This window comes from Corynebacterium silvaticum (assembly GCF_002162115.2).
Classification (GTDB): domain Bacteria; phylum Actinomycetota; class Actinomycetes; order Mycobacteriales; family Mycobacteriaceae; genus Corynebacterium; species Corynebacterium silvaticum.
This window is the reverse complement of the sequence record NZ_CP021417.2, coordinates 408,696-434,439: the sequence shown is the minus strand read 5'-3', so window position 1 is coordinate 434,439 and position 25,744 is coordinate 408,696. Positions and strand designations below refer to the sequence as shown.

Sequence of the window (25,744 nt, the reverse complement as noted above, 5' to 3'; positions counted from 1 at the left end):
ATCCGCGCTTAAAGATCCCCAAACATCAGTGCGCCAACTCCTATCGCTGTGAGCAGCGCGATCACAAAGGTGAGTGGGACAAAGCGCGCAACAAATCCAGTGCCCCACGCCCCACGTTGCATCGCCATGAGTTTGACGTCCACCATCGGTCCGACCACTAAAAACGTGAGTTGGGCTGTGGGCGGCATCATGGTGAAAGAAGCGGCGATAAAGGCGTCTGCCTCGGAGCACAGCGCGAGGAGCACGGCTAATGCTGCCATCGCCAGGCAGGCAAAAACTGGTCTATCGCCAAGGAGCAGGAACCACTCCCGCGGGACGATGAGCTTAAGCAGCCCAGCGAGCAGCGCGCCAAGAACAAGATAACCTCCGGCGTTGAGGAGATCGTGGAGAAAAGATTCCCTCAGCCTTTCCCATTTATTGGGCGCATGGTGCTCGTGCGAGTGGCCTTCTCCATCGGGCATGTCGACGCTCCCACTCATCCATATCCACCCCACCAGCACTGCCGCACTCAGAGAGGCCACAAATCTGGCGATCACCATGCGCGTGTCGCCGCCAAAGGCAACCGCAGTGGAGACCAGCACCACCGGATTAATCGCGGGGCTGGCGAGGAGGAAGGCAAGGGCTGCGGCGGGTGGCACTCCCCTGCGGATAAGCGACTGGGTAATGGGCACCGACGCACATTCGCAGGCAGGAAGCAGCATCCCTGAGGCTGCGGCCGTAGGGACGGCGAGGCGTTGGGAGCGCGGTAGGCGTCGAAAAGCAGCCTCGGGTACAAAGACCTCGATGAATCCTGAAATGATGACGCCGAGGATCAGAAAAGGTATTGCTTGCACCACAATTGCGATACTTATCTGCGTCCACGCCTTCGCGAGCCCGTGAAGCTGAATTAGCGGCCCAAAGATGAGCAATGCGCTGAGCACCAGGAGAGAGATGATCGCGCCGTACTGGACGACTCTGTGTCTCATAAGTAGGGCTTCTCCGGCTGCGGGATCTGGGTGGCATGGTCTATCTTGAGCACCGGAAACTGCGGATTGAACTTCTCCGAGTGGGGGATGACTTCCGCGGTGATCTCATACCAGTTGTCCTCAATGAGGTCTGCGTCCCCCTCCAGTGAGGCGGTGTAGGCCATGGCGTCGGCAGCGCAACAAAAAATCTTATACCGGCTAATCCTCCATGTGCCGTCTACCGAACGCGAGGCGAATCCCGTCACAGCCACGGTCTTTCCCACCATCGATGCGCTGTCCGAGCGCAGAAACCGGGCCGTGAGTTCCTCCATAGTGAGCTCGTTGGTGCCATAACTGCGCAGCGGTTCCATCGGCAGATCGTCTAAGGAGTTTTTCCGCGTTGTTGTACCAGTGCTTTCCGCGGTATAGCGTAACGACGCCGCCCCTAGCGCAGTCGGAGCACAAAGCGCTACGAGTATCACGGGGACTAATAGCAGCCAGGAAGTAGCGCGCATCGGAGAATGCGAGCACGGATACCGGCGAGCGCTGTATGAGCTCCACCCACCAAGCCCTATCAACAGCACTCCGCTCAGTACTATCCAGGGGCGGAAAGCTGGTTGGAGGTAGTTGTTGATGCCTCCTGTTATTGACTCCACAAGCAGCAGCACTCCGAGAGCTGCAATCACAAAAGCACCAACGGCAACGCCCTTGGTGGATTCTGTGTGTGACTGCCCAATATTCATGTATTAGAGGGTGCAGCCTTTCTTCCAACCTGGCAAGTCCTTCCCTGACTTTATAGGTTGGTGGCACGGGCTGCACCCTCTACACTTGCCGCTAGTTTTACTAACGGACGTCTCGTTTGGAGTTGACCCACAAGCCCATAGCTAGTGGCACAACGATCCACACCACAATAAGGCCTATGTTGTAAGCCAACGGCTGTACCTCCGCAAAGTTCCACCCTTCAGGGTAGCCTTTTCCATACTTGGTCAACTGGCTAATGCGTTCCCCAGGTGTTATCAGCCATAGCGGTACAAATGCGTTGAACTGTGCTGCAGCAGCGTCAATGAGTCGTTCAATAATCAAGAACCAAGCAAGTGGGAGTGCCATAGCAGCCACTCGGCTACGAGTCACCACAGCCAAGCCCATTGCGATAAAGCTGAACACCAGGAATAGCACACCGTCTCTCAGGATCACCGTTGCTTCCTCGTTTAACAACCTGCTCAGAGGCAATACCAGGAACACCAGGTAGATAAGGGCCACGCCTACCAGATAATTAATCAGAAGGAAGCCTGTTACCACTAGCATCCTTGCGTTAAGCCACAGGCTGCGACGCGGTTGAGTCAAGAAAGCTTGGGCATGCATCCGGTCATTAAACTCACCGGCTACCCCCGAGGACGCAAAAGATACAGACAGCATCGTAAAAATCATCGCACCCGGGAGAACAAATGCCCAGTTGAACTCTGATCCTTCGCCGCTAAACAGATTGATGAGCACAGCTGGCCCATAGAGCGAGCCAGTAAGAAGAATCGCCCATACCCAGGTGCTTCTTAGCGTCAATAGTTTGGTTGTTTCCGAGCGCAAAGCATTTATCATGTGGTTTCTCGTCCTTTCATTCCTATGAGTAAAAACTGTTAATGAGTAGCGCTCGAAGCTGTGTCTTCCACAGCACTATCGACGGTCTGTTTAGTGCGGTATTCCTGGGATTCAGCGGTAGCTGCGAGGAACCTTTGCTCTAGATTTTCTTGCTTAGTAGTCAGTCCAAACACAGGGAGACGGGCTTCTAAAGCTGTCATAGCCACGGCTGTGCGCACGGCTTGTTCGTCTGTGTTTTTATCCACGCTGACGCTAAATCCCGCAGTGGTTTGTAGGTTAGTAATTTCAAATCCTTGGTTTTGTAATTCCGAGGCAAGTTCAACAGCGTTCGGTGTTTCTACCTCCACGCGGGTGCCGTCTGCCAAGAATTCTTCAAGGGAATACTCGCCGATCATTTTCCCTCGCCCAATCACAACCAACCGGTCTGCGGTCAATTGCATCTCTGAGAGCAGGTGGGAAGAGACCAAGACGCTTCGCCCTTCAGCGGCAAGGCTACGAATCGTGTTACGCATCCAGCTCACACCCTCGGGGTCGAGGCCGTTGACTGGCTCGTCAAGGATGAGATGCTGCGGGTCTCCCAGCAAAGCTGCGGCAACGCCAATGCGCTGTTTCATACCTAGGGAATAAGTACCGATTTTTCCTTTAGCTGCTTCCTGCAGCCCCACGATATCCAGGCACTCTTCTACCCGGGTATCGGAGATACCTGCACCTCGCGCAAGCACCCGGAGGTGATTACGTCCTGATCGGGCGGGATTAAACCAACTAGCATCAAGAATTGCGCCAGCCATTTTTGGTTTGTCGCTTACGTTTGCAAATGGTCCCGTGTACGTATCAGTAAAAAACTCAACACTGCCTTCCGTAGGCGCATCCAGACCAAGTATGCATCGCATTGTTGTGGATTTACCGGAACCGTTTGGTCCTAGGAATCCAGTCACGGTTCCATCCGGAACGGTGAAGCTCACATCAGCGATGGCGGTCTTGGAACCATACTTCTTGCTTAAGTGTCGAACTGTGATCATGTTTTCCATGATCTGCTACTTCTCAACTTTTGTAATCCTGCTGGGGACCGATCTTTTATGTCACCCCTAGGTATGACGACGCACATGTGCAGTCCACCTAATTATCTACAATTAGTATTGCGCGCAATAGTAATCCCGAGGTGTCATTTCAGCGAGTCTAACTTCACAACATTCTTAACCACCAACACCATAAGCTGGAGATATAGGCCCGACTCAAGCGAATGCTCTGGGAAATTCGTGGCACAGCCGGGTATCCGAGGAAACACACCGGAAAGGTTTACTATGCTACCGAGCATCCCCTCACCCGACTACCCAACGCTATTCTTTTTTGAACGTGGCGACTGGTGGGATTACGCAATGCTGATCATTGTCACCGCTGCGCTTGCATTCACCGCTTGGCTAGCCCAAAGAAATAAATGGGTAGTCCTTTTAGTTTTTGTAGTCGCGCCACTATTGCTCACACTATTGTGGTGGCCACATTCTACCGAAGGAACGGCATCCTCGGGATGGTTTGCCATTGTTAAACAATATTCTGCCCTCGCAGGATCCCTCTACCTCGTAGCCTTGCAATACGCCAAAAAACTGCGACACAACTACTGGTATCTCACTATCCCTCAGGCGATCTTAGCTATCAACATTTTGGAAGCAGTGGTTCGCGATTTTCAGGCATATAACATTCATGGATTCGACCCGAGTCAACACATGGTCATATGGGGCGGCCCCTGGAACATCATGAACGGTATTGCAGGAATCCTCAACCTCTTAGCCATATCCGGCTGGGTTGGGATCTTTGTAGCTAAAGGACAATCTCGCGCGATCATCTGGGGCGACCTCACGCTTGGTTGGATCATTGCTTACGACGTCTGGAACCTCTCCTACTGCTACAACTGCCTCACAGACCGCGCCTGGTATTCCGGGGTCGCCCTCTTATTATCGTGCACAATTCCCGTATTCTTTACGTTTGGTCGAGGCTCGTGGATTCAATTCCGTGCCTACACCCTCACCCTATGGTCCGCCGTCGTTCTTACGTTCCCAGCTTTTACGGAGAGCTCGGTCTTTGCCCATCGCTCGGCACACAACCCCACAGCCCTCTTCATCCTGGCCGCGCTGTCCCTCACGCTCAACATCGTGGTCTTTGGCTACCACATATACAGAATCATGCGATACCGCAGAAACCCACTTGTTCAGGAGGTCTACTCCAAGGGCAAAGAATACACTGCGCTCATACGCACGCATGCCACTCAGGAAGATCAAGATCGTATAGCCGCCAGGCTGGGATCCACCCCAGAAGCCCTGGGGTACAGAGATCCTATTGCGCGCAATAGCAAAAAGAAAACCCTATCGCCACACTGAACTACCACAATGATCCATGATTATATTGCGCACAATACTACTATTGTGCGCAATATAATCTAATAAGAACGCTGAGTACTACTCTTCTGCCTTCTTCCCCCATCCCTTAAGGTATGTGCGTTCTTTCTTTTGCCTTATCTGCTCTTCCCAGGAGAACTTTGGCTCTTCCCAATCTTTAAAGTAGTCCGGATCAATAATGTCTGACCATGGAGTTCCAGGCCCGACAGGAGGCCATGCAGGATCATCGGTCTTTGGTGGACGAATCTCCGCAACTGCAGGGCAGCTGCGCCCGTATTGGAACCATTGCGTATAGGTATCTTCAAACAGTGGAGTCCCATCCCACCGACCAGCAGGCACCTTTGATCCAAAGTAGCGCCCACCCAGAGTACCGCGCATGAATTTTCCAATATGCTGCTGCTTCTTTCGGAACTCTGCAACGCGCTTGATATAGATGTTCTGCAGACGCGTCATACAACCACCAATAAGCTCAATGTTTACCCAATTGATCGCTGTGGGCAGTGGAGCGTTTGGCTCATATCCGATACGCCAATGGTTGATCAGCCGAGTACGCTCGCCTTTAAGCGGGATCATGTAGAAACACCACGCTGCAGCAAAATGATCCATAGATGGATACCGGAAGGCATAAGACCCTGGGGCAGCTGGAGGGTTTTTAGTATCAACCCACTGAACTAGGTATTTACCTGGAACAACATCGGCCCATTCCATCGACATTCCCTGATAATCAAAGGCTGCAATATCACCTGGGACCATTGAGTCTGGCTGTTGGAATTCTTCCTGTAATTCATAGCTGTTGTAGAACGGTAGACGAGCAAAAGTACGCTCAAGCCACTCTGAAGAAAATGAACCTGTTTTGTTAGCACCCAGCTGCTTTAATATCCGCCATACGGCGTACGCTGGAGCGTCAATGTCGATAGCGTAAGTGGAAGAATAACCATTGTCATAGTTCGCATCAATAAGGTCATCGCCAGGATATGTCCACGCTTGTTCTTCCGGGGTCGCTTTACCGCTGAGCTGGCTAAACGCATACATTCCCCCAATCGTTGTGGCCCCTAATACACCTATCCCCCAGGCTGCACGCGCGCCAGTGCTCTTATATTTTTTCTTCCCCATATTGTGCTCAACCGCCTTAGCTAGTCAATGGTTGCAGGAACACGGAGATGTGCTCCCGTAGCGGGCCAAGGGCACATGCATCAACTACCTATCGCGCAACGCCCTTCATGCGTGCCCGTGTGTTAATAGCCTCATTCTATCACCGCGATAACCTGCGCTGGTAGGGTTAAAAACTAGTTACATCCCACAATTGGAGGCATGAGCTATGCATTCGCTCTTTCTCTGGGAAATCGGCACCCCCCTCGTTTACATCACTTGGGTTGTAGTTTTTGTTGCCCAAGTAGCTATTTCAGAAATTAATCGCCGCTGGAACTGGACAATATTTTTTCTTTGGACGTTCGGCGGCCTCGCCCTAATGCCTTATGCCGCACTACACGGCACCCCTATGGTCGGCTGGTTCCCCTTTGGCAAATACGTGATTATGGTTGCCACAGCAACGATGACGGGTTTTCTTCTGTGGTACGGCAAACGCAACCCGGTCAAAGCACATCGCTACGCCATATGGTTTGGTGTGGCACTCTGGATCGGCCTCGCGGTGAACATCATGGAAGCAAATATCCGCGATGTCACGATTTTCTTTGAATCAGACAAATACCTGCGGTGCGCCACCGATCCTGCCTGTTTGAAGTCCATTAATGACGCACACGTAGGCATCGACATGATTAATGGGTTACCGGAAACTCGCGGTGTTACAGTGTCCGTCGGAAGCCCCGAATGGTATTCCGCCGTGGCAGCTAATTTCCGAGCATCTGGTGTGGGAATAGACCCAGCCACCGGGTTCCGGACTATCGGCGGGTATTGGAATCTGCTCACCGCCGCCGCAGGAGTGCTCAATATTGTCACGATCACGGGCTTGGGGAAAATATTTGTGACTTCCAACAAGGAGCGCAAAGTACGCGGGCTCATTTGGGTGGACATGGTGTGGCCCTGGGTGATTGCTTATGACCTTTGGAACCATGCATTCTTATACAACGCGCTTGCCGACTACACCTGGTACTGCACTCTTGCACTGCTTTTAGCTTGCACAATACCCGCTTTTACCTGGGCAAAGGGTCAATGGATCTGGTTCCGTTGCTTTACATTGATGTTCTGGATCGCCGCGAACAACCTCTTGCCGGAGTTCTTGGTTCCGCCGAGCAGCATCACCAACTTCTCCACGATGAACCCCGTCGCAAATGCTGTGTGCGCGTGGGCCGCGTTCCTATTCAACGTGGGTCTCTTCATTTATTGGTTGTATAAAATCCGCACGACCAAGCGAAACCCGCTGCGCGATCCTTTGTACCCGGAGCTCAAAGAGTTCCGCACCATCATGCGAGAGCATGCCGATGACGCCGATAAGTACTTTGTCACCGACATGATTAAAGAAACTCCTGAAGAATTAGGGTTTGCGCCGCAGTCCGCTACCCCACCGCCAGATGGTTATGTAGGAACAATGCCGTGGTGGCGCAGCGATAAGCGCTACCCCAAGCCGCGCACCCCGCTTTCGGCTGATCCAGCGCTCGCGGCCAAGAAGATTCCTTCCGATCCCACCTGGGATGTGCGCAGCTAAATCAGTTTCTTCACCGTGGGTCAGTTACCTAAAAGAGCATCCTGGGTAACTAACCCACGCTTAAAGGCAAAAAGCACCGCGTGGACTCGGTCACGGGAACCCGTTTTGGTGAGGACCCTGCCCACGTGTGTTTTGACCGTGGGTAAAGAGATAAATAGTTGTGAGGCAATTTCTGGGTTGGATTTGCCCATTGCGATTAACTCAAGAATTTCTAGTTCACGCGGTGTCAATGGTTCAGCAAGACCCTCGTTTATGCGCTTGGGGTCGCTTATCTTTTTGTTCGTCTGCCCGGATCGTATTCTCCGAAATAATTTGGCGGTGGCCGCCGGGCTGATCACCGCGCTTTGCGCCCCGACTGACCTGACCGCGTCCAGCAGATCCTCTGGTGCAGTGTCTTTGAGCAAGAATCCTGAAGCCCCGTTTTCCACCGCTTCCATGACGTAATTCTCGCTGTCAAAAGTAGTCAGGATGATCACCCGAAGCGGCTCGCCGGTAGGCCCCATCGCACTTCGCGCTACCAGCTCTTTAGTAGCTGAGATACCGTCCATGATCGGCATCTGCACGTCCATCAGAACCACGTCAACGGGTTGTGCCGTCGCGCGATCCAGCGCCTCTACTCCGTTGTTTGCTTCCCAAGCGATGTGAATATCATCTTGCGAACCAAGCACCATACTAAAACCGGCTCTCACCAGCTGTTGGTCGTCGACAAGCCCTACGTTAATCATGTCCTCTTAACCTCTTACAATGGGATTTCAACATCAACGCGCCACCCGCCAGCATTGCATATCGACGCACCCCATGTCGCCTTTCCGCCATGTAACAAAGCGCGCTCTTTGATTCCTGCCAAACCGCGCCCAACCGAATCGACTGCGTAGTTCACGAGGGCCTCGCCATGCGCGTTGTCCACTGTAATACGCAGGATTTTGTCTTTGGGTACGCCCCAGTCCAAAGTCACCTTAACTGCCGTTTTCCCCGCGTGTTTGAGCACGTTTGTCAAGGATTCTTGAATAACACGAAAAACCGTCAGCCCCCGAGATTCATCGACTGCTACGAGCTCGCCGCGTACGGAAAAGTCTATCTGCAACCCTGCAGCGCGGGCTTCGTCGATAAGCCTTCCTATCTCATCAAAACCGGGCGTCGCGTTAATGTCTCTCTCGTCTTCCTCTCCCGAGTTTTCCCTTAACACGGTGAGCAAGCCCCGCATCTGTGACAACGCGTCGCGCCCCACCGACGAGATAGTTTCCAACGCATCAATGGCGGCCGCCGGATCTTTTCTCCCCGCGTATCGACCACCATCTGACTGCGCGATCACTATGGCCAAAGAATGCGCCACAATATCGTGCATCTCGCGCGCAATACGATTCCGCTCCGCTAGCGCTGCCAGCTCAGCCTTGGAACGGAGTTCCTCCAGCGCTTGATTTTTCCGCCTGGTATTAAGACCTATTTGCCACCACAGAGAAATGGAAATAACAATGAAAACCAAAACCCAGGCTGCCTCGATCCAAAAATTGGGTTCCCGTACTGCATTACCGTCAATGAATGCTTTTCCGCCTAGGGCGCTACTCACCGCAATCAAAGTCAGGCCTACAACGCTGCCGAGCACAAGCGCTACAATCCACGCCTTTCTGTGGCGCTGAATATACGCAGCTATAAACCAGGATTGATAGCACACAGATGCGTACCCCAGAAGGGCCACCAACGGGGCTCCCCAAGCTATCAGCAGCAGCGCGAAAACCACGATCCACAGCCCCATCACCCTGCGATATCGCTGAACAAGCAGCCCAATAAAAAGCGCTACGCTGCCCACCCACAGCAAAGCAAAAACTATCGACTGATGCATCTGCTCACGCGGGGATGCCATCTCTGGCTTGATAGCAGTATTCTGCACAGCGATCAGGAAGAAAAAACCGCCCACCAGGCTCTGCGCCACCAGCTGTGACCAAAACCCGCGATCCTGGAGCCATCCGCACGTATCCATGCGCTTTGTGAGTGCAGAAAAAGATTTCATGATAATCAAAAGCCTATAGCAGCTGAATCCTTGTATCCATCCGACCGCAGTATGAATCTCCCAGCTTATTGACGCCCCTCAGCAGCCGTTTAAAAAACGTAACAGGGGCCTGCTGCACACCACAATGCAACAAACCCCTGCGATTCAGTCCTTATGTTGTTGTTTTAGTTTCTGCTTTAGCTGCGTTTACGGCGCACCGTCAGGACCGCACCGACGGCAATCAATACAGCTGCAAGGATTGCCAACACCCATACATTGGCACCCGTCTGAGCAAGGACCTTCTTCTCGACCTTGTTCACATTAGCAACGGGAGTCTCGGTCTTCTCTGCGCGCTTCGCTGGAACCTGTGGAGTGGCATTGAAGTGTGCTGGTCCTGCAGGGGCCTTGTGCGGGGAGAACCCTAGGGCTGCGGCCACGATTCCCAGTCCACCCAAAGGCAGCAAAATCCACCACGGGAAAGAGGGCTTTTCCACGAGCGGCTCGTCTTTTTCCACCGTCACGGTCTGCGACTGAGCCTCGTAGTCCTCGTGCTTTGCCACAACCGTCGTTTCGTCATTCTTTTTGAAGAGCTTTTCAAAGACAACGAGCGTTTTACCTGCGAATTCGCCGCTTACGTTAAATGTAACGTCAACGGAACCGTTGGCCTGTTCAGCCTTGATACCTGTACTTGTCTGGGTGTCTTTATCCATCAGTTCACCGCGAAGCACATACTCTTCACCCGGAGTAAGTCCCGTGTATTCCACGGTGTCTACGATGGTACCGCCCGGGGATATCCTGATCCAATTTATCCAGCGCGGTGGTCTTCAACGTTGTCTCTGGCGAAACTTCCGGTTCCACAGGTGTGCCGTCTTGAGGATTAACAAATTTAATGCTCAAGAGGTTTTGGAAGCCAAGCTGTTCCTGGGTCTTGTTGCTGTACGGAGTGTAGATGGCCAAGGTAGCTTGTTTGGAGTCTACTTCTTTGAGCACGACCGGAGACTCTGCTTGTCCAGTAAGGTTTTTGAAAGCCTGGTCAATTTGGCGATGGCCTGAAGTAGCCTCGTACAGGTATTTCCCCCAGTCGCTATCCGACCAGTACCACACAGCCAGCTGCGTAGCGTAGCGGAACTCATTGTCCGTGAGATTCAGGGCAGACTTCAGGCCTGCTGCGTCATGGCTGTAACCGTTATAGATAGCCTTCAGCACTCCTGCATCCGGGTCGCTACCTTCTCGCCAACGGTGAGCAAACTTTTTCAGAGAAGTATCAAAATTGGCCTTGTACCTGAGATCAACGCCAGAATTGTAATAGCTTGCCAAGTCAGATGGCTGGGCATCCTTACGCATCGGTGGCGCTGAATTCATGTTAAAGCAGTACGCAAGCTCAGTTTCTTCCTCCGTCGCAGATTCCGGTTGAACAACGAGAGGCGGGACAGGAGAGAATTGATGAACTCCATTCCCATAAGGATTTTGGATTGCTACACGGCTATCCATGTAACCAAGATAAGGGGCGTCATTTTCAACAGCACCAGCGCTAATACTTGAGGTGAAAGAGAGCGCTACGCCCGTGATAAGTGCGGCAACCCTTTTTAAGGTATTCTTTTTCATTTTTCTTTCTGAGTGGGTCCGGATACTTCCGGTTTTTCAAAAAAGTGTCAACCACTCACAATGTTCCGGAAGTAAGGAAAAGCACGGCATACGCCTTGAAGAACCTGTGCACATCAAACTTACAAGACGCTAATTCTAGGAATATACAACAAAGGTTTAACGCGTACTATTCATTGAAAATTTTGAAAATTTAACAGGTAAAAGCTTTCATAAAACGCACTTCAACTGCATAAATAAAAAGTCCACCCCTGCAGTAACCCTGCTTTTCCTTTGAAAAAAATCACACTTTTCCCTGAAGGATTTCCACCTTAAGGAGACTCAGATAGTGTTGCAAAAGATCCCGAATCAGAGTTTTAACTAAAAGCCGATTTTCTTCCTGCTGGGGACCTCAGACACCCCCACATATGAACGTCGTTAACAATTATCGTCGGCTAACGGATCCTTTCCCCCAAGTAGCATTTCACAACGCTTGTAATCTTCAAGCGACGCAAAGTGCCGAGAATACAGGTCCGTGTCCTCATCAACTTTTCCGTAGAGCGCCGGAGCCACATCGACGATATGTCTTAAGATCACAGCCTTATTTTCCGAGGATCCTCTAGGTGTCTCCTGCTCTCTGGCGCGCGCTTCTACGCGCGAATAAGCTTCAGCATCGCTATCCGCATACACCAAGTACCAATCCTCACGAAAGAAACTTGGCCGAGGATTCTCGTTGTGATCCGCCAACTCAAATATGGCAATTCCCACATATGGTTCCATAACCACATCGTTACCATAAATGTGAAAGCGGAAACAGGGGTCACCATCTCCGCCCCGGAGACAAGTACAAGCCGTATCTTCTTATTAAGTCGCTGACTACATAGCAAAAGCTCCCTAGGAGTGAGATCTAATTTCTTAGACCAACTTCCTAGGGAGCTTAGGACTATGACCGTTTAGAGGTCGTAGGCCTCATCCAGTGGCACAGAAGCGCCGGTAAACTCACCGTAGCCGTCATCGCCATAGATGGAGTCTCCATAAGTCGGGATTGAGTAAGCCGCATTGCGAGCTGCCTCAGTCGGCTTAACGGAGATGTTGCGGTAACGGGAAATACCGGTACCGGCCGGGATCAGCTTACCGATGATCACGTTCTCCTTGAGGCCGATCAGCTTATCGGACCGCTTGTTGATGGCGGCGTCGGTAAGCACGCGTGTGGTCTCCTGGAAGGACGCGGCGGACAGCCACGACTCGGTAGCCAGCGATGCCTTGGTAATACCCATGATCTCCGAGCGGAGCTCAGCGGGCTGACCACCAGCGGCAATAGCCTCGGCGTTAGCAGCCTTAGCCTCCGAGAGATCAACGAGAGTGCCTGGGAGGAACTCAGTCGATCCGGACTCGATGACGGTTCCGCGACGCAGCATCTGGCGGATGATGATCTCGATGTGCTTATCGTGGATAGCCACACCCTGTGCACGGTAAACGTCCTGAACCTCGTCAACGAGGTGCTGCTCAACACCACGACGACCAAGAACCTCAAGTACGTCGTGCGGATCAGCAGGACCACGCAGCAGACGATCGCCCACGTTCACGTGGTCGCCCTCTGACAAGGTGCGCTCGATCATGGCACCCGGGTTGGACTCCATAGGAACCCGAACGGTAGCCAGACCCTGACGCTTAGAAAGCTTCTCGTAGACCACAACATCAGACCCATCATCTGGGTTGATGGTGAGGGTGTAGAAGTTGCCTTCATCCTCAAGGTGGACGGTACCTGCGACAGAAGCAATCGGAGCACGGTTCTTAGGAACACGAGCCTCGAAGAGCTCCTGAACACGAGGAAGACCACCGGTAATGTCGCCACCGACACCACCCTGGTGGAACGTACGCATTGTCAGCTGGGTACCAGGCTCACCAATGGACTGAGCAGCGACAATACCCACTGCCTCTCCGATGTCAACGAGCTTGCCGGTAGCCATGGACTTGCCGTAGCACTTAGCACACACGCCGGTCGGGGTCTGGCAGGTAAGCACGGAGCGAACCTTGACCTCAGCAACACCTGCAGCGATGAGCTTCTCGATGAGCTGATCGGTGAGGTTTTCACCAGCAGGCACCAAGACGTTGCCTTCAGAATCCTTGACGTCGACGGAAGCCACACGGACAGCGACAGAAGTCTCGATGAGGCTGTGTCCGGTGTAACCGGTGACGTTGCCCTGAGCATCCTTAACCTCGACAGCCAATGGGACACGAATGCCCTGCTTGGTGCCACAGTCATCCTCGCGGACGATAACGTCCTGCGCGACGTCCACCAGACGACGGGTGAGGTAACCCGAGTCGGCGGTACGCAGAGCGGTATCGGCAAGGCCCTTACGCGAACCGTGAGAGTTGTTGAAGTACTCAAGAACCGACAGGCCTTCACGGAAGGACGTCTTGATCGGTCGGGTGATGTAGTCACCCTTTGAGTTCACAACCATGCCCTTCATGCCGGCCAGGGTCCAGATCTGACGCATGTTACCGGCAGCACCGGACTTCACGATCATAGGAATCGGGTTGTCGTCCGGGTAGAGCTTCTCGACGGCGTTACCAACCTCGTCGGTAGCCTCCTTCCAGAGCTCAACCAGACGGTCGTAGCGCTCGCGCTCGGTCAGAGCGCCCTGCTCCCAGTACTTCCGCTCGATCTTTGCAGCCTCGGCCTCATAGCGGTCGAGGATCTCTTCCTTGTTAGGAAGAACGAGCACGTCAGACATGGTGATGGTCACGCCGCTTCGGGTTGCCCAGTAGAAGCCGGCATCCTTCATCTTGTCCATCGTCTGAGCGACAGTAATCATCGGATAGGTCGCAGCGAGGTCATTAATCACGTCGCCCAAGAGAATCTTGTTCGACCCGCCACCCTTACGGACCATAACGCCCTCAAGGTATGGGTAGTTCCACGGCAAAAGCTCGTTGAACATGATGCGACCAAGGGTGGTATCAGCCAACCAGGTCTGACCCTGCTCCCAACCCTCTGGGAACTGTTCTGCCTCGACGTCTGCCGGCGGACGCAGGTGGCTGATGCGCACCTGAATCTTAGCCTGCAGGCCAAGAACTCCACGGTCCCGAGCCATAAGAGCCTCGGCGTAGGAGGAGTACACACCGGTTGCTGGTCCGGTTTCGGTAGCAGCCTGGTATGCACCCTGGCCACCGATCTCGTCCTCAGTCTTGTCCATGGTGAGGTAGTAAAGACCGGTCACCATGTCCAGACGCGGCATGGCAAGTGGCTTACCGGATGCCGGGGAGAGAATGTTGTTAGAGGCAAGCATGAGGATGCGGGCCTCAGCTTGTGCCTCAGCAGACAGCGGCAAGTGCACAGCCATCTGGTCACCGTCGAAGTCGGCGTTGAAGGCTTCACAGGCAAGCGGGTGCAGCTGGATGGCTTTACCCTCGACGAGCTTAGGCTCGAAGGCCTGGATACCTAGGCGGTGCAGGGTAGGTGCACGGTTAAGCATCACAGGGTGCTCAGAAATTGCTTCTTCCAGAACGTCCCACACCTCAGGGCGCTGACGCTCAACCATGCGCTTAGCCGACTTGATGTTCTGCGCGTAATCGTTTTCCACAAGGCGCTTCATAACAAACGGCTTGAAGAGCTCAAGAGCCATGAGCTTAGGAAGACCACACTCGTGCAGCTTCAGCTGCGGGCCAACGATAATAACGGAACGACCAGAATAGTCGACACGCTTACCCAGCAGGTTCTGACGGAAACGACCCTGCTTACCCTTGAGCAGATCGCTCAGGGACTTCAGCGGACGGTTGCCCGGACCAGTGACAGGGCGGCCACGACGGCCGTTGTCGAATAGCGCGTCGACGGACTCCTGCAGCATGCGCTTCTCGTTGTTCACGATGATCTCAGGAGCACCAAGATCGATCATGCGCTTGAGGCGGTTGTTGCGGTTGATCACGCGACGGTAGAGATCGTTCAGGTCGGAGGTAGCAAAGCGGCCACCATCGAGCTGAACCATCGGACGCAGCTCCGGCGGGATCACCGGGATGCAGTCGAGCACCATGCCAGCTGGGTCATTGCCCGAGCGCTGGAATGCAGCAACGACCTTGAGGCGCTTGAGAGCGCGCATCTTCTTCTGGCCTTTGCCGTTGTTGATGATCTCGCGCAGCTCTTCTGCCTCAGCGTCGAGGTCAAAGTTGCGGATAAGGGTTTGGATAGCCTCCGCGCCCATGCCACCGGTGAAGTAATCCTCGTAGCGATCAACAAGCTCTTCATAGATGGTCTCATCGATGATCATCTGCTTAGGAGCAAGCTTGATAAAGGTCTGCCAGATCTCCTCAAGACGGTCGATCTCACGCTCAGCACGCTCGCGGATGTGCTGCATCTCTTTGTCTGCAGCCTTTTGCACCTTGTTGCGAGCATCGGCCTTTGCACCTGCTGCTTCAAGCTCAGCGAGGTCTTCCTCTAGCTTCTGAGCGCGCTCTGCGATCTCAGACTCAGCGTCAGCCTCAACGTCCTTCTTCTCCAAAAGCATTTCTGCCTCAAGAGTGGTCTGATCGCTGTGGCGAGCTTCCTCGTCAACACCAGTGATGATGTTGGCAGCAAAGTAGATGATGCGCTCAAGGTCCTTTGGAGCCAGGTCCAAAAGGTAGCCGAGGCGAGACGGAACGCCCTTGAAGTACCAGATGTGGGTCACGGGCGCAGCCAACTCGATGTGGCCCATGCGCTCACGACGAACCTTGGACTTGGTCACCTCAACGCCACAGCGCTCACAGATGATGCCCTTGTAACGGACACGCTTGTACTTACCACAAGCACACTCCCAGTCGCGGGTTGGACCGAAAATTCGCTCGCAGAAGAGGCCGTCCTTCTCCGGCTTCAGGGTGCGGTAGTTGATGGTCTCCGGCTTCTTGACCTCGCCTTTGGACCAACGACGAATGTCGTCGGCGGTAGCCAGGCCGATGCGGAGCTCGTCGAAGAAGTTGACGTCGATCACGTAACTCCCTTTCCCCCCGGTTTTCCCAGGGGATCGTTTCAAAAAGTGATGATGCTTTAAATTCCGCCTGCTCAGCAGCGTTAACTACCAAGCAGACCTGGTGTATTAGGCGATGTCGGCGTCGGAACGCTCGTCGCGAGACAGGTTGATGCCTAGTGAAGCACCAGCCTGGTCGAACTCGTCGTCATCCGAACCGGACAGCTCCATCGGAGTGCCGTCTGCGGAAAGAACTTCCACGTTCAAGCACAGCGACTGAAGCTCCTTGAGGAGCACCTTGAAGGACTCAGGGATACCCGGATCCGGAATGTTCTCGCCCTTAACGATTGCCTCGTAGACCTTCACGCGGCCGACCACGTCGTCAGACTTGATGGTCAGAAGCTCCTGAAGCGTGTAGGCAGCGCCATAAGCCTGCATTGCCCACACCTCCATTTCGCCGAAGCGCTGTCCACCGAACTGTGCCTTACCACCCAGCGGCTGCTGAGTAATCATGGAGTAAGGACCGGTGGAACGTGCGTGGATCTTCTCATCAACCAAGTGGTGCAGCTTCAGCATGTACATGTAGCCGACAGACACTGGGTATGGGAAAGGCTCGCCAGAACGGCCGTCGAAAAGCTGCGCCTTGCCGTTTTCGTCCACCATGACGTCGCCGTCGCGGTTTGGACGGGAGTTAGCAAGAAGACCAGCAACTTCCTCGTTGGTAGCGCCGTCGAACACTGGGGTTGCGGTGAGCGAACCAGCGGGGACGTCGTAAAGCTCCTCAGGAAGAGTCTTAAGCAGCTCAGCGTTAGCAGGATCCTCAGGATCGATCTTCCAACCAGCAGCAGCCAACCAACCAAGGTGAACTTCCAGCACCTGGCCGATGTTCATACGACGAGGCACACCGTGCGTGTTCAGGATGATGTCAACCGGGGTACCGTCAGGCATGAACGGCATATCTTCCTGCGGAAGAATCTTGCCAACAACGCCCTTGTTACCGTGGCGACCAGCGAGCTTATCGCCGTCCTGGATCTTGCGCTTCTGGGCAACGTAAACGCGAATCATCTCGTTAACGCCAGGTGCAAGATCGTCATCGTCTTCACGGGAGAAACGACGAACGCCGATGACCTTACCGGTCTCGCCGTGAGGAACCTTCATAGAGGTATCGCGAACCTCGCGGGCCTTCTCACCGAAGATTGCGCGCAGCAGGCGCTCTTCAGGGGTCAGCTCGGTCTCACCCTTAGGAGTGACCTTACCCACCAAGATGTCGCCGTCGCGGACGTCGGCGCCAATGCGGACGATGCCGCGCTCGTCGAGGTCCTTGAGCACGTCCTCGGACACATTCGGGATCTCACGAGTGATTTCCTCGGCACCCAGCTTGGTGTCGCGGGCATCAATCTCGTGCTCCTCGATGTGGATCGAAGTGAGGATGTCCTCTTCCACAACACGCTGGTTGAGGATAATAGCGTCCTCGTAGTTGTGGCCTTCCCAAGGCATGAACGCAACAAGGAGGTTACGTCCAAGCGACATCTCACCGTTGTGAGTACCGGGGCCATCGGCAAGAACCTGTCCAGCCTCAACGCGGTCGCCCAAGTTGACCAATGGGATCTGGTTGTAGCAGGTGCCCTGGTTGGTGCGCTCGAACTTGCGCAGCATGTAGGTCTCGCGGGTGCCATCATCAGCCATCACGGTGATGAAGTCAGCAGAGACGTTTTCTACAGCGCCAGCCTTTTTGTTGATGATCAGGTCGCCTGCGTCGTAAGCAGCACGACGCTCCATGCCGGTTCCCACGAACGGAGCTTCCGAACGAACCAGCGGCACAGCCTGACGCTGCATGTTCGCGCCCATGAGGGCACGGTTAGCGTCGTCGTGCTCAAGGAACGGAATCATGGCGGTAGCCACAGAAACCATCTGGCGTGGGGAAACGTCGAGGTAATCAACGCTTTCCGGTGCAACGACCTGAATGTCGCCATTCTTCACACGCACGGTAACGCTGTCCGCGGTGATCTTGCCGTTTGCGTCCACCTCAACGTGAGCCTGACCCACCACAAAGCGGTCTTCCTCATCTGCCGTGAGGTAGTCGATCTGATCGGTGAGAACGCCGTTTTCTACCTTGCGGTAAGGGGTCTCGATGAATCCGAAAGAGTTCACTCGTGCATAAGAAGCCAAGGAACCAATCAAACCAATGTTCGGACCTTCGGGAGTCTCAATCGGGCACATACGGCCATAGTGAGAAGCGTGAACGTCTCGAACCTCAATGCCGGCGCGCTCACGCGAGAGGCCGCCTGGACCCAGAGCAGAGAGACGACGCTTGTGGGTAAGACCGGACAGGGAGTTGTTCTGGTCCATGAACTGCGAGAGCTGGGAGGTACCAAAGAACTCGCGGATGGCAGCAGAAACCGGGCGCACGTTGATCAAGGAGGTAGGAGTAATAGACTCCGCGTCCTGGGTTGTCATGCGTTCGCGAACCACGCGCTCCATGCGGGAGAGACCCACACGAACTTGGTTCTGGATCAGCTCTCCGACGGTACGCAGACGACGGTTACCAAAGTGGTCGATGTCATCTGTATCCACAGGAATCACATCGCCGTTTGGTGCAACCATGGTGCTCTCGCCCGCATGGAGGCGTACGAGGTACTCGAGGGTGGTGGCGATGTCCTGCTCAGTGAGGGTCATCAAGCCCTCGTTGTCTCCACCAAGACCGAGTTTGCGGTTCACTTTGTAGCGTCCAACCTTGGCAAGGTCGTAACGCTTCGCGCGGAAGAAGGCGTTGTCTAGCAGTGACTGTGCGAGGTCACGAGTCGGCTGCTCGCCCGGACGCTGTTTGCGGTAGATCTCCAGCAGAGCCTCATCGGTGTTAGCTACACCGTCTGACTCGAGCGTGGACATCATAATTTCGGAGAAGCCGAAGCGCTCCGTGATCTGCTCGGTGGTCCAACCAAGAGCCTTGAGCAGAACCGTCACCGGCTGGCGACGTTTGCGGTCGATGCGGACACCAACGGTATCGCGCTTGTCCACGTCGAATTCCAACCATGCACCGCGTGAAGGGATCACCTTCACAGAGTGCAGCGGACGCTCGGTGGACTTATCAATCGTCTGGTCAAAGTAAACACCAGGCGAACGAACAAGCTGGGAGACCACGACACGCTCGGTGCCGTTAACGATGAAGGTTCCCTTGTTGGTCATCATCGGGAAGTCACCGATGAAGACAGTTTGGGACTTGATCTCCTGAGTTTCGTTGTTGATAAATTCTGCAGTCACATAAAGCGGCGCAGAATAGTTAATGTCCTTGTCTTTACACTCATCGATAGTGTTCTTCATGTCCTCGAAGCGTGGCTCCGAGAGAGACAATGACATATTTCCGGAATAATCCTGAATCGGAGAGAGCTCCTCCAGGATGTCTTCCAGTCCGCTGGTTACGCGGACGCATTCACCCAGCTCCTCCTGCTGGCGGGCACGCCACTCGGGCGTACCAATGAGCCATGCGAAGGAATCGAGCTGAATATCGAGAAGTCCCGGGACCTCAATAGGTTCCGTAATTTTGGCGAACGAAAAACGTTCGGGAGCCCCGGGGATATCGGCCACTGACTTGGTCTGGTGGGAGACTGCCAAGATGGGTCCTTCCAGCACCTCACGCGGCGGTGGCCCCGCAATATTGACCACCATAACCGCTGGTAATTGAGCAATCGGTCTGCTGAGGAGATAACACACCTAGATAGCACGGAATGACCTTGTCAAATCGGTTTTTTCAACCGGACTGATCAAGGTCCTCGAACTAGCCAGATACGTACTCCAGCGCAACGAAACAGCTTATACCATACTTCCCCCCTTGTAAAGGGGTGCCATACTAGTACCTCATCGCTTACGGGGCCAAAAAGCGCCGGCGGCTCCCACAATAGTCAGTATCACTCCGACCGCAAGCACAACATAATTAATAACCCGGGCAGTCTTGCCGTCCGACACGCCAGATGCCTGATGCAAAAGCTCTGATACGCGTTCTTCGCTTACCTTTCCGTTAAAGGTGAGAACGTCCTCGCGCTTGACACCTTCTGCATCACCGAAATAATCATCGATTTTTTCTTCCACGTCAACTACCAGACCAGTCTTCTGGTCCACCAGCCAGTCTCTGGTACCCGAGTGAAAGAGATAGCCAGGTGTGGTGCTTTCCCCGTCGCGGAAAGTCGTGGTGTTCAGCACCGAGTGATAGAGCTGTGCGACATTAGTGGGCTGAATCTCCTGGCGGTAGCGGTAGAGCGTACGGCCTTCTTTAACAGTTTCCTCCGTAAAAACCGCGGGGAGGGTTTTACGCAGGGTTACGTCAAAGACCTCATAGGTGGTCTTTTCTGCGTCAGTGGGAAATTTTAGCCATTGTCCGTCGATGGTGACGCTGCGCGTGGGGCTAGCCAGCTGATCCGTCATTGTAGCTTGAGATGTTGCAGCGCCAGTGCGCCGGTCAATGGAATAGGACCACACGCTGGCACTGATGAGCCGGTCAAGGTCTTTTTGCAAGCTTTCCCGCATATCGGTGACGCCAACTCGAACCGTGGCGCTCACGTTATCGCTCGGAGGCAAAATCTCCGTATGAAATTGACGTGTCACAGGAGCCTGCACCACAAGATCCTTACCAACAACGCGAGTCGTGGCTTTTTCATCCCGCAGGGTGAGAGTGGTGTGTGAGAGATTGAGAGGCAAGCGAGCATCACTAATTAAGAAGCTAGGAGCCAGTGTCCCCCACACAACAAGCGCGAGACCAAGTCCTAGGCCCAACACTGCGAGGATCCTTGACCGAGGAAGCATGACGGTGATGTTACCTTCTTTCTCCGGTCTCGGTTCAGGTGGGGTCTCCAAGCAGTGTCTGCCAGTCTCACGCTTTCGTGAGCAATCCCGCAAGCAATACTAGGCTATTTCCGCTTTGCAATGTTCCTAGCCTGGGTAAAGAACACCACTCCGCCGAGCATAGCCATTGCGCCCAGGCCAAAGAGAAAACCAGTCCACCAACCACGTTTTCTCATGGACTCACCTGTGGCAGCGATCTTCTCATTGCTGGCCTCTTGAGCCTCATCCGCTTTGTTGTCGGCGGTCTTCTCTGCCGGCTTTGCTGATGCTTTCTTCTCTGTGGACTTTTTAGCTGGTTTCTTCTTGTCTTTAGAAGCTTCCTTATCTTTTGTCGAGGGCTTAGCGGAGGAACCACCAGAGGACGACGAGGTGCTCCGTGGTTTGTTCGGCTTTGCTGCGCTGCCACCGCGATCGGAGCTCGTGCCACGAGAAGAACGGTCTGGTGTGCTCGTGTTCTGCTCAGGAGATCCTTGCTCGCTGCGTCCTCTCTCAGTGCGCGCCGAGTCGTTCGAGGCAGGCTTGCGCTGTTCCTGTTTCCGCCCTGAATCGTTAGCCGTAACCACTTTGAAGAGCGAGTCAGTCTGCCGGGACATGGTGTTTAGCTCCCGATCAAGCTCGCGGATTTCCTTAGCCAAGTTTTTTAGACCAACCGGAACAAGAGGAGACGGCGCGGAAGGTGCCGTGTCTTCTTTAGGCTCTTTCGGTTCTTCCGTCTTAGGCTGCTCAGACTCGGATTCCTTGGTCTCCGGTTCCGCTTTCTCTGGGTCCTTCTTAGGAGCCTCCGCCTCCGGTGTCTTCGGAGCAGAAGTCTCTGACTCTTGGGACTGCGGTTCCTTAGGCGTGTCCTTCTGAGTCTTCGGCTTCTCTTTTTTGCTCTCTTTGCTTTCCGGCTCTGCGGAGTTTGTTGCTTTAGCTTCATCCTTCTTAGCCGCTTCCTTCAGGGGCTTTTTATCGACGGACTTCTCTGCAATCTCCTTGAGCGATGCTTCTTTTTCTACCTGAGCAGCCCCAACCAGGAATGTGGTGCTAAAGCTGTATTTTTGGGCCGCAGCGTGGTTTTGTTCATTCTGGTCTTCCACAGAGAACGTAAACTTTGCCGTGTAAGCCCCTGGCGCGGTAAAAGCGAATGCTTGGCGATAAGAACTTCCGCCCTCGTATTCCCATGCCTGATCCAGGTCCTGGGAGTCAAAGGCCGCTTCCGCTTTCTCTTCGCCCATCTCTGCGGTCACCATGCGCCCGGGCCCATGGTATTCCGAGAGAGCTACCGTGACTTTCTTGGTAGCCGGGACTTTTTCAAAGTTAAATCCCACGGAGGGAACCTCTGGGTTGGCGTCTTTTTCCTGAGGCAGATACCACAGAGGAGCTGGTTCTTTCTTGTCCTTGAAACCTAGCAGTGCGCCTGGAACCCGTGCTTTATCACCAACTGTGATCAGTGCTTCGCCGGAGGCGTAGGACTTAGGGGTTGCGGATTCTCCAGCGAACTCGTCTTTTTTGTCCTTTGCCACCACCAGGGACGCTACGTTCTGGGATTCTTGCTGCCCTGCGGCCTTTTCCCCAGGAGTCCCCGGGATCGTAATGTTCAGGTCTCCTTTACGGAGAACTGTCTGCGGAGCCTTGGGCTTTTGGGCAAGCTTCTCCCACAGCGAGCGGACTTCTTGATCAGTCAGCTTGCTGTTGTCTTTGCCTGATGCCTCAAGTTTTTTCCCCTCTTGTATGAGCTTCTTTTCCAGGGTCTCAGGGGTCTGCTCAGGTTCCTCTAGCGGGGTTTCCTCCAAAACCTCAGGCTCTTCGGACAGGTCTTCGACGTCCTCTGATGGCTTTGTGGTGGGCTTCTTATAAGAAGTCGCGGAGGCCCCGATGGGCAGAGTAAAGCTATCGAGTTGTTTCATCGTGGACTCTAGATCGAATGCAACGCCTTTATTATCGGCTTTGCTTTCCGACGCCGCAGTCGGTTCCGCCTCGGCCCCCTCTTGAGCAAAAGCCAAAGAGTTGTGCAGCCCACACAGAGACACTGCTAAACCGACGCCAACCAGTGGTCGCCCAATACGAGTAGTGATTTGTTGTTTCCTCATGAGAAAACGGCTCCTTGTGAGTTGTCTGCCGACGTGCGGCATTTGAACAATCCGTGGCGAGGTGAAAGGCACCACGAAAGAAGGAAAAAGACTGTGGCCACGAGCACAATGGTCGCTCCTGTGGGGAGATCCAAGGCCCATGAAAGATACACGCCGACCAGGGATGAGCACGTGCCAACCCCTGCGGCAATCGCAGACATAATACTAAATTTGTCTGTCAACATTCGAGCTGTCGCTGCGGGAGTGACCAACAGCGCAAGCACCAAGATATTTCCGATCGTTTGGACAGAAATAACCACGGCGGCGGTGACTGCGACGTACAGGAGGACGTCGAGAAGCATCGTGGGCAGATTCATTGCGCGCGCGGTCTCCCGGTCCAAGGTAACCGCGGTGAGCTGTGGTGCAAGAAGAGCTAGCAGCACAATCACGACCAGGCCTACAACGGCAGTAAGAATAATGTCTTCCGTGGATACTCCGGTGATAGAGCCAAAAAGAAAGCTGGTCAGCGATGCCGTGTAGCCGTCAACTTGGGAGATAAAAACCACACCGGAAGCAAAAGCCGCGGCAAAGAAGATGCCGATAACTGTGTCTTCTTTTACGCGTCGTCGTTGAGAGAACATCGCAATAAGTAGGGCTACGACCGCGCCGGCCACCGCACCACCCACAAGCACCGACCCTTGCAGGACAAAGGCGATGGCGATACCAGGAAAGACCGCGTGAGCCACGGCGTCGCCTACAAAGGCCATACCGCGCAGCACCACGTGAGTACCCACTACCCCACACACAATCGAACTGATCACTGAGATCAGCAAGGCTTTAGGCAAGAAGGCCAGGGCGGGGTTAGTCAAATCGGAGAAGAACTCCATGAGCGAAATCATGGCGCTGGCACTCCTTTCTGTGCGTTGCGCGCATCCTCGCGGCGTAAAGCGCCGACAGACACAAGCAAAGGCGAGTGCTCACTCACGCTAAAAGTCTCGATCCAGGGCTCTGGCCGTTCCAGGTCATCCGGCGCTGCATCCGCAACGATCTGGCCGTTGAAAAGGAGGATGCGGTCACAGGAACTCACCGCCTCAACCAAGTTGTGCGTGCTCATTACGATAGCGGTGCCCTCCTTGGCCAACCGGTGGAATAGTTCCAGCAGGGATTCGGCAGAAGGCATATCCAACCCGGTAAAGGGCTCGTCAAGGAAGAGCACCTTCGGGGCGATGGAAAGCGCACGCGCGATAAGAACTCGCTGCTTCTGCCCACCGGATAGCTCACCGATAGGTCGGTCTGCCAGGTGGGTCATCCCCACCATGTCTAGCGCACGGTGCACCGCATCGAAGTCCTTTTGCCCGGCGCGCTTGAACCAACCAATCAGCCCTGTGCGCCCGTTCATCACAAGTCCATGCACGTCGATGGGATAATCCCACGCAAATTCATGACGCTGCGGCACATAACCGGCATGGTTACGCACGCCGCGCCCCTGGGTGCCCGATATAGATACATGCCCGGAATCTGTTGGTATGAGACCCAAAATTGCACGCATCATGGTGGTTTTGCCGGCACCATTGGGGCCAATCAGGCCTACAAATTCGCCTGCGCGCACATCAAAATGTATGTCCTTCATTACGGTGCGACCTCCCAGGCTTACGCCTAGACCGCGCACTTCAATGACGGGTGCAACACTACTCATCGTTGCCCATTCTGTGCAGCTGTTTCTTTACGTTTCTTTGCTGATGCCCGCATGCGGAGCCCAGCGATCACAAATCCCAGGGCGATAAGAATCATCGCGATGAAGATCCATACGGCCACGGAGCTTGAGTTGTCCTCGGCAAGTGCGTCCTTTGCTTTAGTGCTTGTCGAAGCCCCCTTATCCCCGCTCTTTGTTGAGCTCGGGAGGAACTCGCCATCCCACTGTGCGGACTTTGCTTCCTCCAAGGATTCTTTGCCCACTGCAAAGGTCAGTACTTCGGTGATCTCCTTGGTGGTGCCGTCGAGAAGCGGAATGAGCGCACGTACTGCCACCTTATGCACGCCTGGCTGCGTAAACACCCAGTTAGCGTGCGTATGGGTGTTTAAATCCACCCACATCGGCTGGGAATCCTTTTTTTCTGAGGTCCACAGCACCTGCGGCTCTGCAAAACCGCCATTTTGTAGGAACAAAGAGAATTGCCCGTCGCCTTCATGGCCTGCAAATTCCAGCGTGATGCCGCGATCAGCTGTTTTGGTCAGCGCAGGATTTTGGGTGTTCCACCCCAACCATGGCACCCCATGTACCTCGCTTTGTGGGATCACCCACACCTGAGAACCTGGCTTTGCCCCAGTGAAGTCAAAGGATTGTGATCCTTCGGGCAGAGTCTGCTTGGCACTGTCATCCACGAGGAAAACGGTGTCTGATAGGTGCCGCCACTTGGGTGGGAACTCCGAATCATCGCGCACCAAAAAGCGGGTTTCCCCAGAATCTGTGTTCACCACAGGTCCTAGATCAGCGTGTCCATGATCGAATACTTTTTGGGTACCGAGCGTCACCACGTCTTCGGTGTCCGTCACTGTCTGTTCTAGGGATGGGTCATCCTGGCTCTGGGCTACAGCAACTGCTGGGAAAGCAACATGAGTAGCAGCGACAGTGGCAACCGGCACTGCAATGCTCGACACGATTGCCATACCTGTTGCAAGCACTCCGACGCGTGCCTTGTTCACGCAGACAGCTGGGGCCTTAAGTTTAAGATTGATAGACACTGGTTTTGCTCCGATTAA

General features: G+C 54.2%; 19 protein-coding genes. 2 read left to right on the top strand and 17 right to left on the bottom strand.

What is annotated here, in order from left to right; translation table 11 throughout:
- Positions 1–8: 8 nt before the first annotated feature.
- The 4 genes from CBE74_RS14430 to CBE74_RS14415 form a co-directional block, all read right to left on the bottom strand.
- On the bottom strand, positions 9–965 hold the full coding sequence (locus CBE74_RS14430; RefSeq protein ID WP_087453372.1) for a permease: 957 nt from the start codon (positions 963–965) through the stop codon (positions 9–11).
- Positions 962–1,687: a TIGR03943 family putative permease subunit gene (locus CBE74_RS14425; RefSeq protein ID WP_087453371.1), complete on the bottom strand. Its 726-nt coding sequence runs from the start codon at positions 1,685–1,687 to the stop codon at positions 962–964. Before CBE74_RS14425 ends, CBE74_RS14430 begins: the two co-directional genes overlap by 4 nt.
- A 100-nt stretch (positions 1,688–1,787) precedes the next feature.
- The gene (locus tag CBE74_RS14420; RefSeq protein WP_087453370.1) at positions 1,788–2,537 is read right to left on the bottom strand and encodes an ABC transporter permease subunit; all 750 of its coding nucleotides are present in this window, start codon (positions 2,535–2,537) and stop codon (positions 1,788–1,790) included.
- Positions 2,538–2,575: 38 nt separating this feature from the next.
- Positions 2,576–3,565: an ABC transporter ATP-binding protein gene (locus CBE74_RS14415; protein ID WP_087453369.1), complete on the bottom strand. Its 990-nt coding sequence runs from the start codon at positions 3,563–3,565 to the stop codon at positions 2,576–2,578.
- A 273-nt stretch (positions 3,566–3,838) separates the two neighbouring features.
- Between CBE74_RS14415 and CBE74_RS14410 the strand changes: the two genes are divergently transcribed.
- Positions 3,839–4,909, top strand: a complete 1,071-nt coding sequence (locus CBE74_RS14410; protein ID WP_221337806.1) for a DUF5692 family protein — start codon at positions 3,839–3,841, stop codon at positions 4,907–4,909.
- Positions 4,910–4,987: 78 nt separating this feature from the next.
- Here the strand turns inward: CBE74_RS14410 and CBE74_RS14405 are convergent, their stop codons facing one another.
- Entirely contained in the window at positions 4,988–6,040 is a 1,053-nt protein-coding gene (locus CBE74_RS14405) for a hypothetical protein (protein WP_171483315.1), read from the bottom strand.
- 205 nt (positions 6,041–6,245) lie between these two features.
- Here CBE74_RS14405 and CBE74_RS14400 point away from each other — a divergent pair, with 205 nt between their 5' ends.
- On the top strand, positions 6,246–7,589 hold the full coding sequence (locus CBE74_RS14400) for a DUF5692 family protein (protein ID WP_087453368.1): 1,344 nt from the start codon (positions 6,246–6,248) through the stop codon (positions 7,587–7,589).
- A 20-nt stretch (positions 7,590–7,609) separates the two neighbouring features.
- Here the strand turns inward: CBE74_RS14400 and CBE74_RS14395 are convergent, their stop codons facing one another.
- From CBE74_RS14395 to CBE74_RS14340, 12 genes are all read right to left on the bottom strand, one after another.
- Positions 7,610–8,314: a response regulator gene (locus tag CBE74_RS14395; RefSeq protein WP_087453367.1), complete on the bottom strand. Its 705-nt coding sequence runs from the start codon at positions 8,312–8,314 to the stop codon at positions 7,610–7,612.
- A gap of 14 nt (positions 8,315–8,328) precedes the next feature.
- On the bottom strand, positions 8,329–9,597 hold the full coding sequence (locus tag CBE74_RS14390) for a sensor histidine kinase (protein ID WP_087453366.1): 1,269 nt from the start codon (positions 9,595–9,597) through the stop codon (positions 8,329–8,331).
- A gap of 176 nt (positions 9,598–9,773) precedes the next feature.
- Positions 9,774–10,340, bottom strand: coding sequence for a VaFE repeat-containing surface-anchored protein (locus tag CBE74_RS14385; RefSeq protein WP_233426079.1), 567 nt, complete (start codon positions 10,338–10,340; stop codon positions 9,774–9,776).
- Positions 10,312–11,181 carry a thioester domain-containing protein gene (locus CBE74_RS14380; protein ID WP_225870232.1) on the bottom strand — a complete coding sequence of 290 codons (870 nt, stop codon included), beginning with the start codon at positions 11,179–11,181 and terminating at the stop codon, positions 10,312–10,314. Before CBE74_RS14380 ends, CBE74_RS14385 begins: the two co-directional genes overlap by 29 nt.
- A 414-nt stretch (positions 11,182–11,595) precedes the next feature.
- Positions 11,596–11,937 carry a DUF4288 domain-containing protein gene (locus tag CBE74_RS14375; RefSeq protein ID WP_087453365.1) on the bottom strand — a complete coding sequence of 114 codons (342 nt, stop codon included), beginning with the start codon at positions 11,935–11,937 and terminating at the stop codon, positions 11,596–11,598.
- A gap of 173 nt (positions 11,938–12,110) precedes the next feature.
- Positions 12,111–16,121, bottom strand: a complete 4,011-nt coding sequence (locus tag CBE74_RS14370; RefSeq protein WP_087453364.1) for a DNA-directed RNA polymerase subunit beta' — start codon at positions 16,119–16,121, stop codon at positions 12,111–12,113.
- Positions 16,122–16,226: 105 nt separating this feature from the next.
- On the bottom strand, positions 16,227–19,727 hold the full coding sequence (gene rpoB / locus CBE74_RS14365) for a DNA-directed RNA polymerase subunit beta (protein WP_171483329.1): 3,501 nt from the start codon (positions 19,725–19,727) through the stop codon (positions 16,227–16,229).
- 225 nt (positions 19,728–19,952) lie between these two features.
- A complete protein-coding gene (pgfA, locus tag CBE74_RS14360; protein WP_087453362.1) occupies positions 19,953–20,894 on the bottom strand; it encodes a cell envelope lipid trafficking protein PgfA in 942 nt (313 codons plus the stop codon).
- A gap of 104 nt (positions 20,895–20,998) precedes the next feature.
- Positions 20,999–23,005: a hypothetical protein gene (locus tag CBE74_RS14355; protein WP_087453361.1), complete on the bottom strand. Its 2,007-nt coding sequence runs from the start codon at positions 23,003–23,005 to the stop codon at positions 20,999–21,001.
- Positions 23,002–23,883: an anchored repeat-type ABC transporter permease subunit gene (locus tag CBE74_RS14350; protein ID WP_087453360.1), complete on the bottom strand. Its 882-nt coding sequence runs from the start codon at positions 23,881–23,883 to the stop codon at positions 23,002–23,004. Before CBE74_RS14350 ends, CBE74_RS14355 begins: the two co-directional genes overlap by 4 nt.
- Positions 23,880–24,680 (bottom strand): anchored repeat-type ABC transporter ATP-binding subunit, encoded by an 801-nt coding sequence (locus CBE74_RS14345; protein WP_087453359.1) that lies wholly within the window; start codon positions 24,678–24,680, stop codon positions 23,880–23,882. Before CBE74_RS14345 ends, CBE74_RS14350 begins: the two co-directional genes overlap by 4 nt.
- A complete protein-coding gene (locus tag CBE74_RS14340) occupies positions 24,677–25,726 on the bottom strand; it encodes a choice-of-anchor M domain-containing protein (protein WP_087454827.1) in 1,050 nt (349 codons plus the stop codon). Before CBE74_RS14340 ends, CBE74_RS14345 begins: the two co-directional genes overlap by 4 nt.
- Positions 25,727–25,744: the final 18 nt, after the last annotated feature.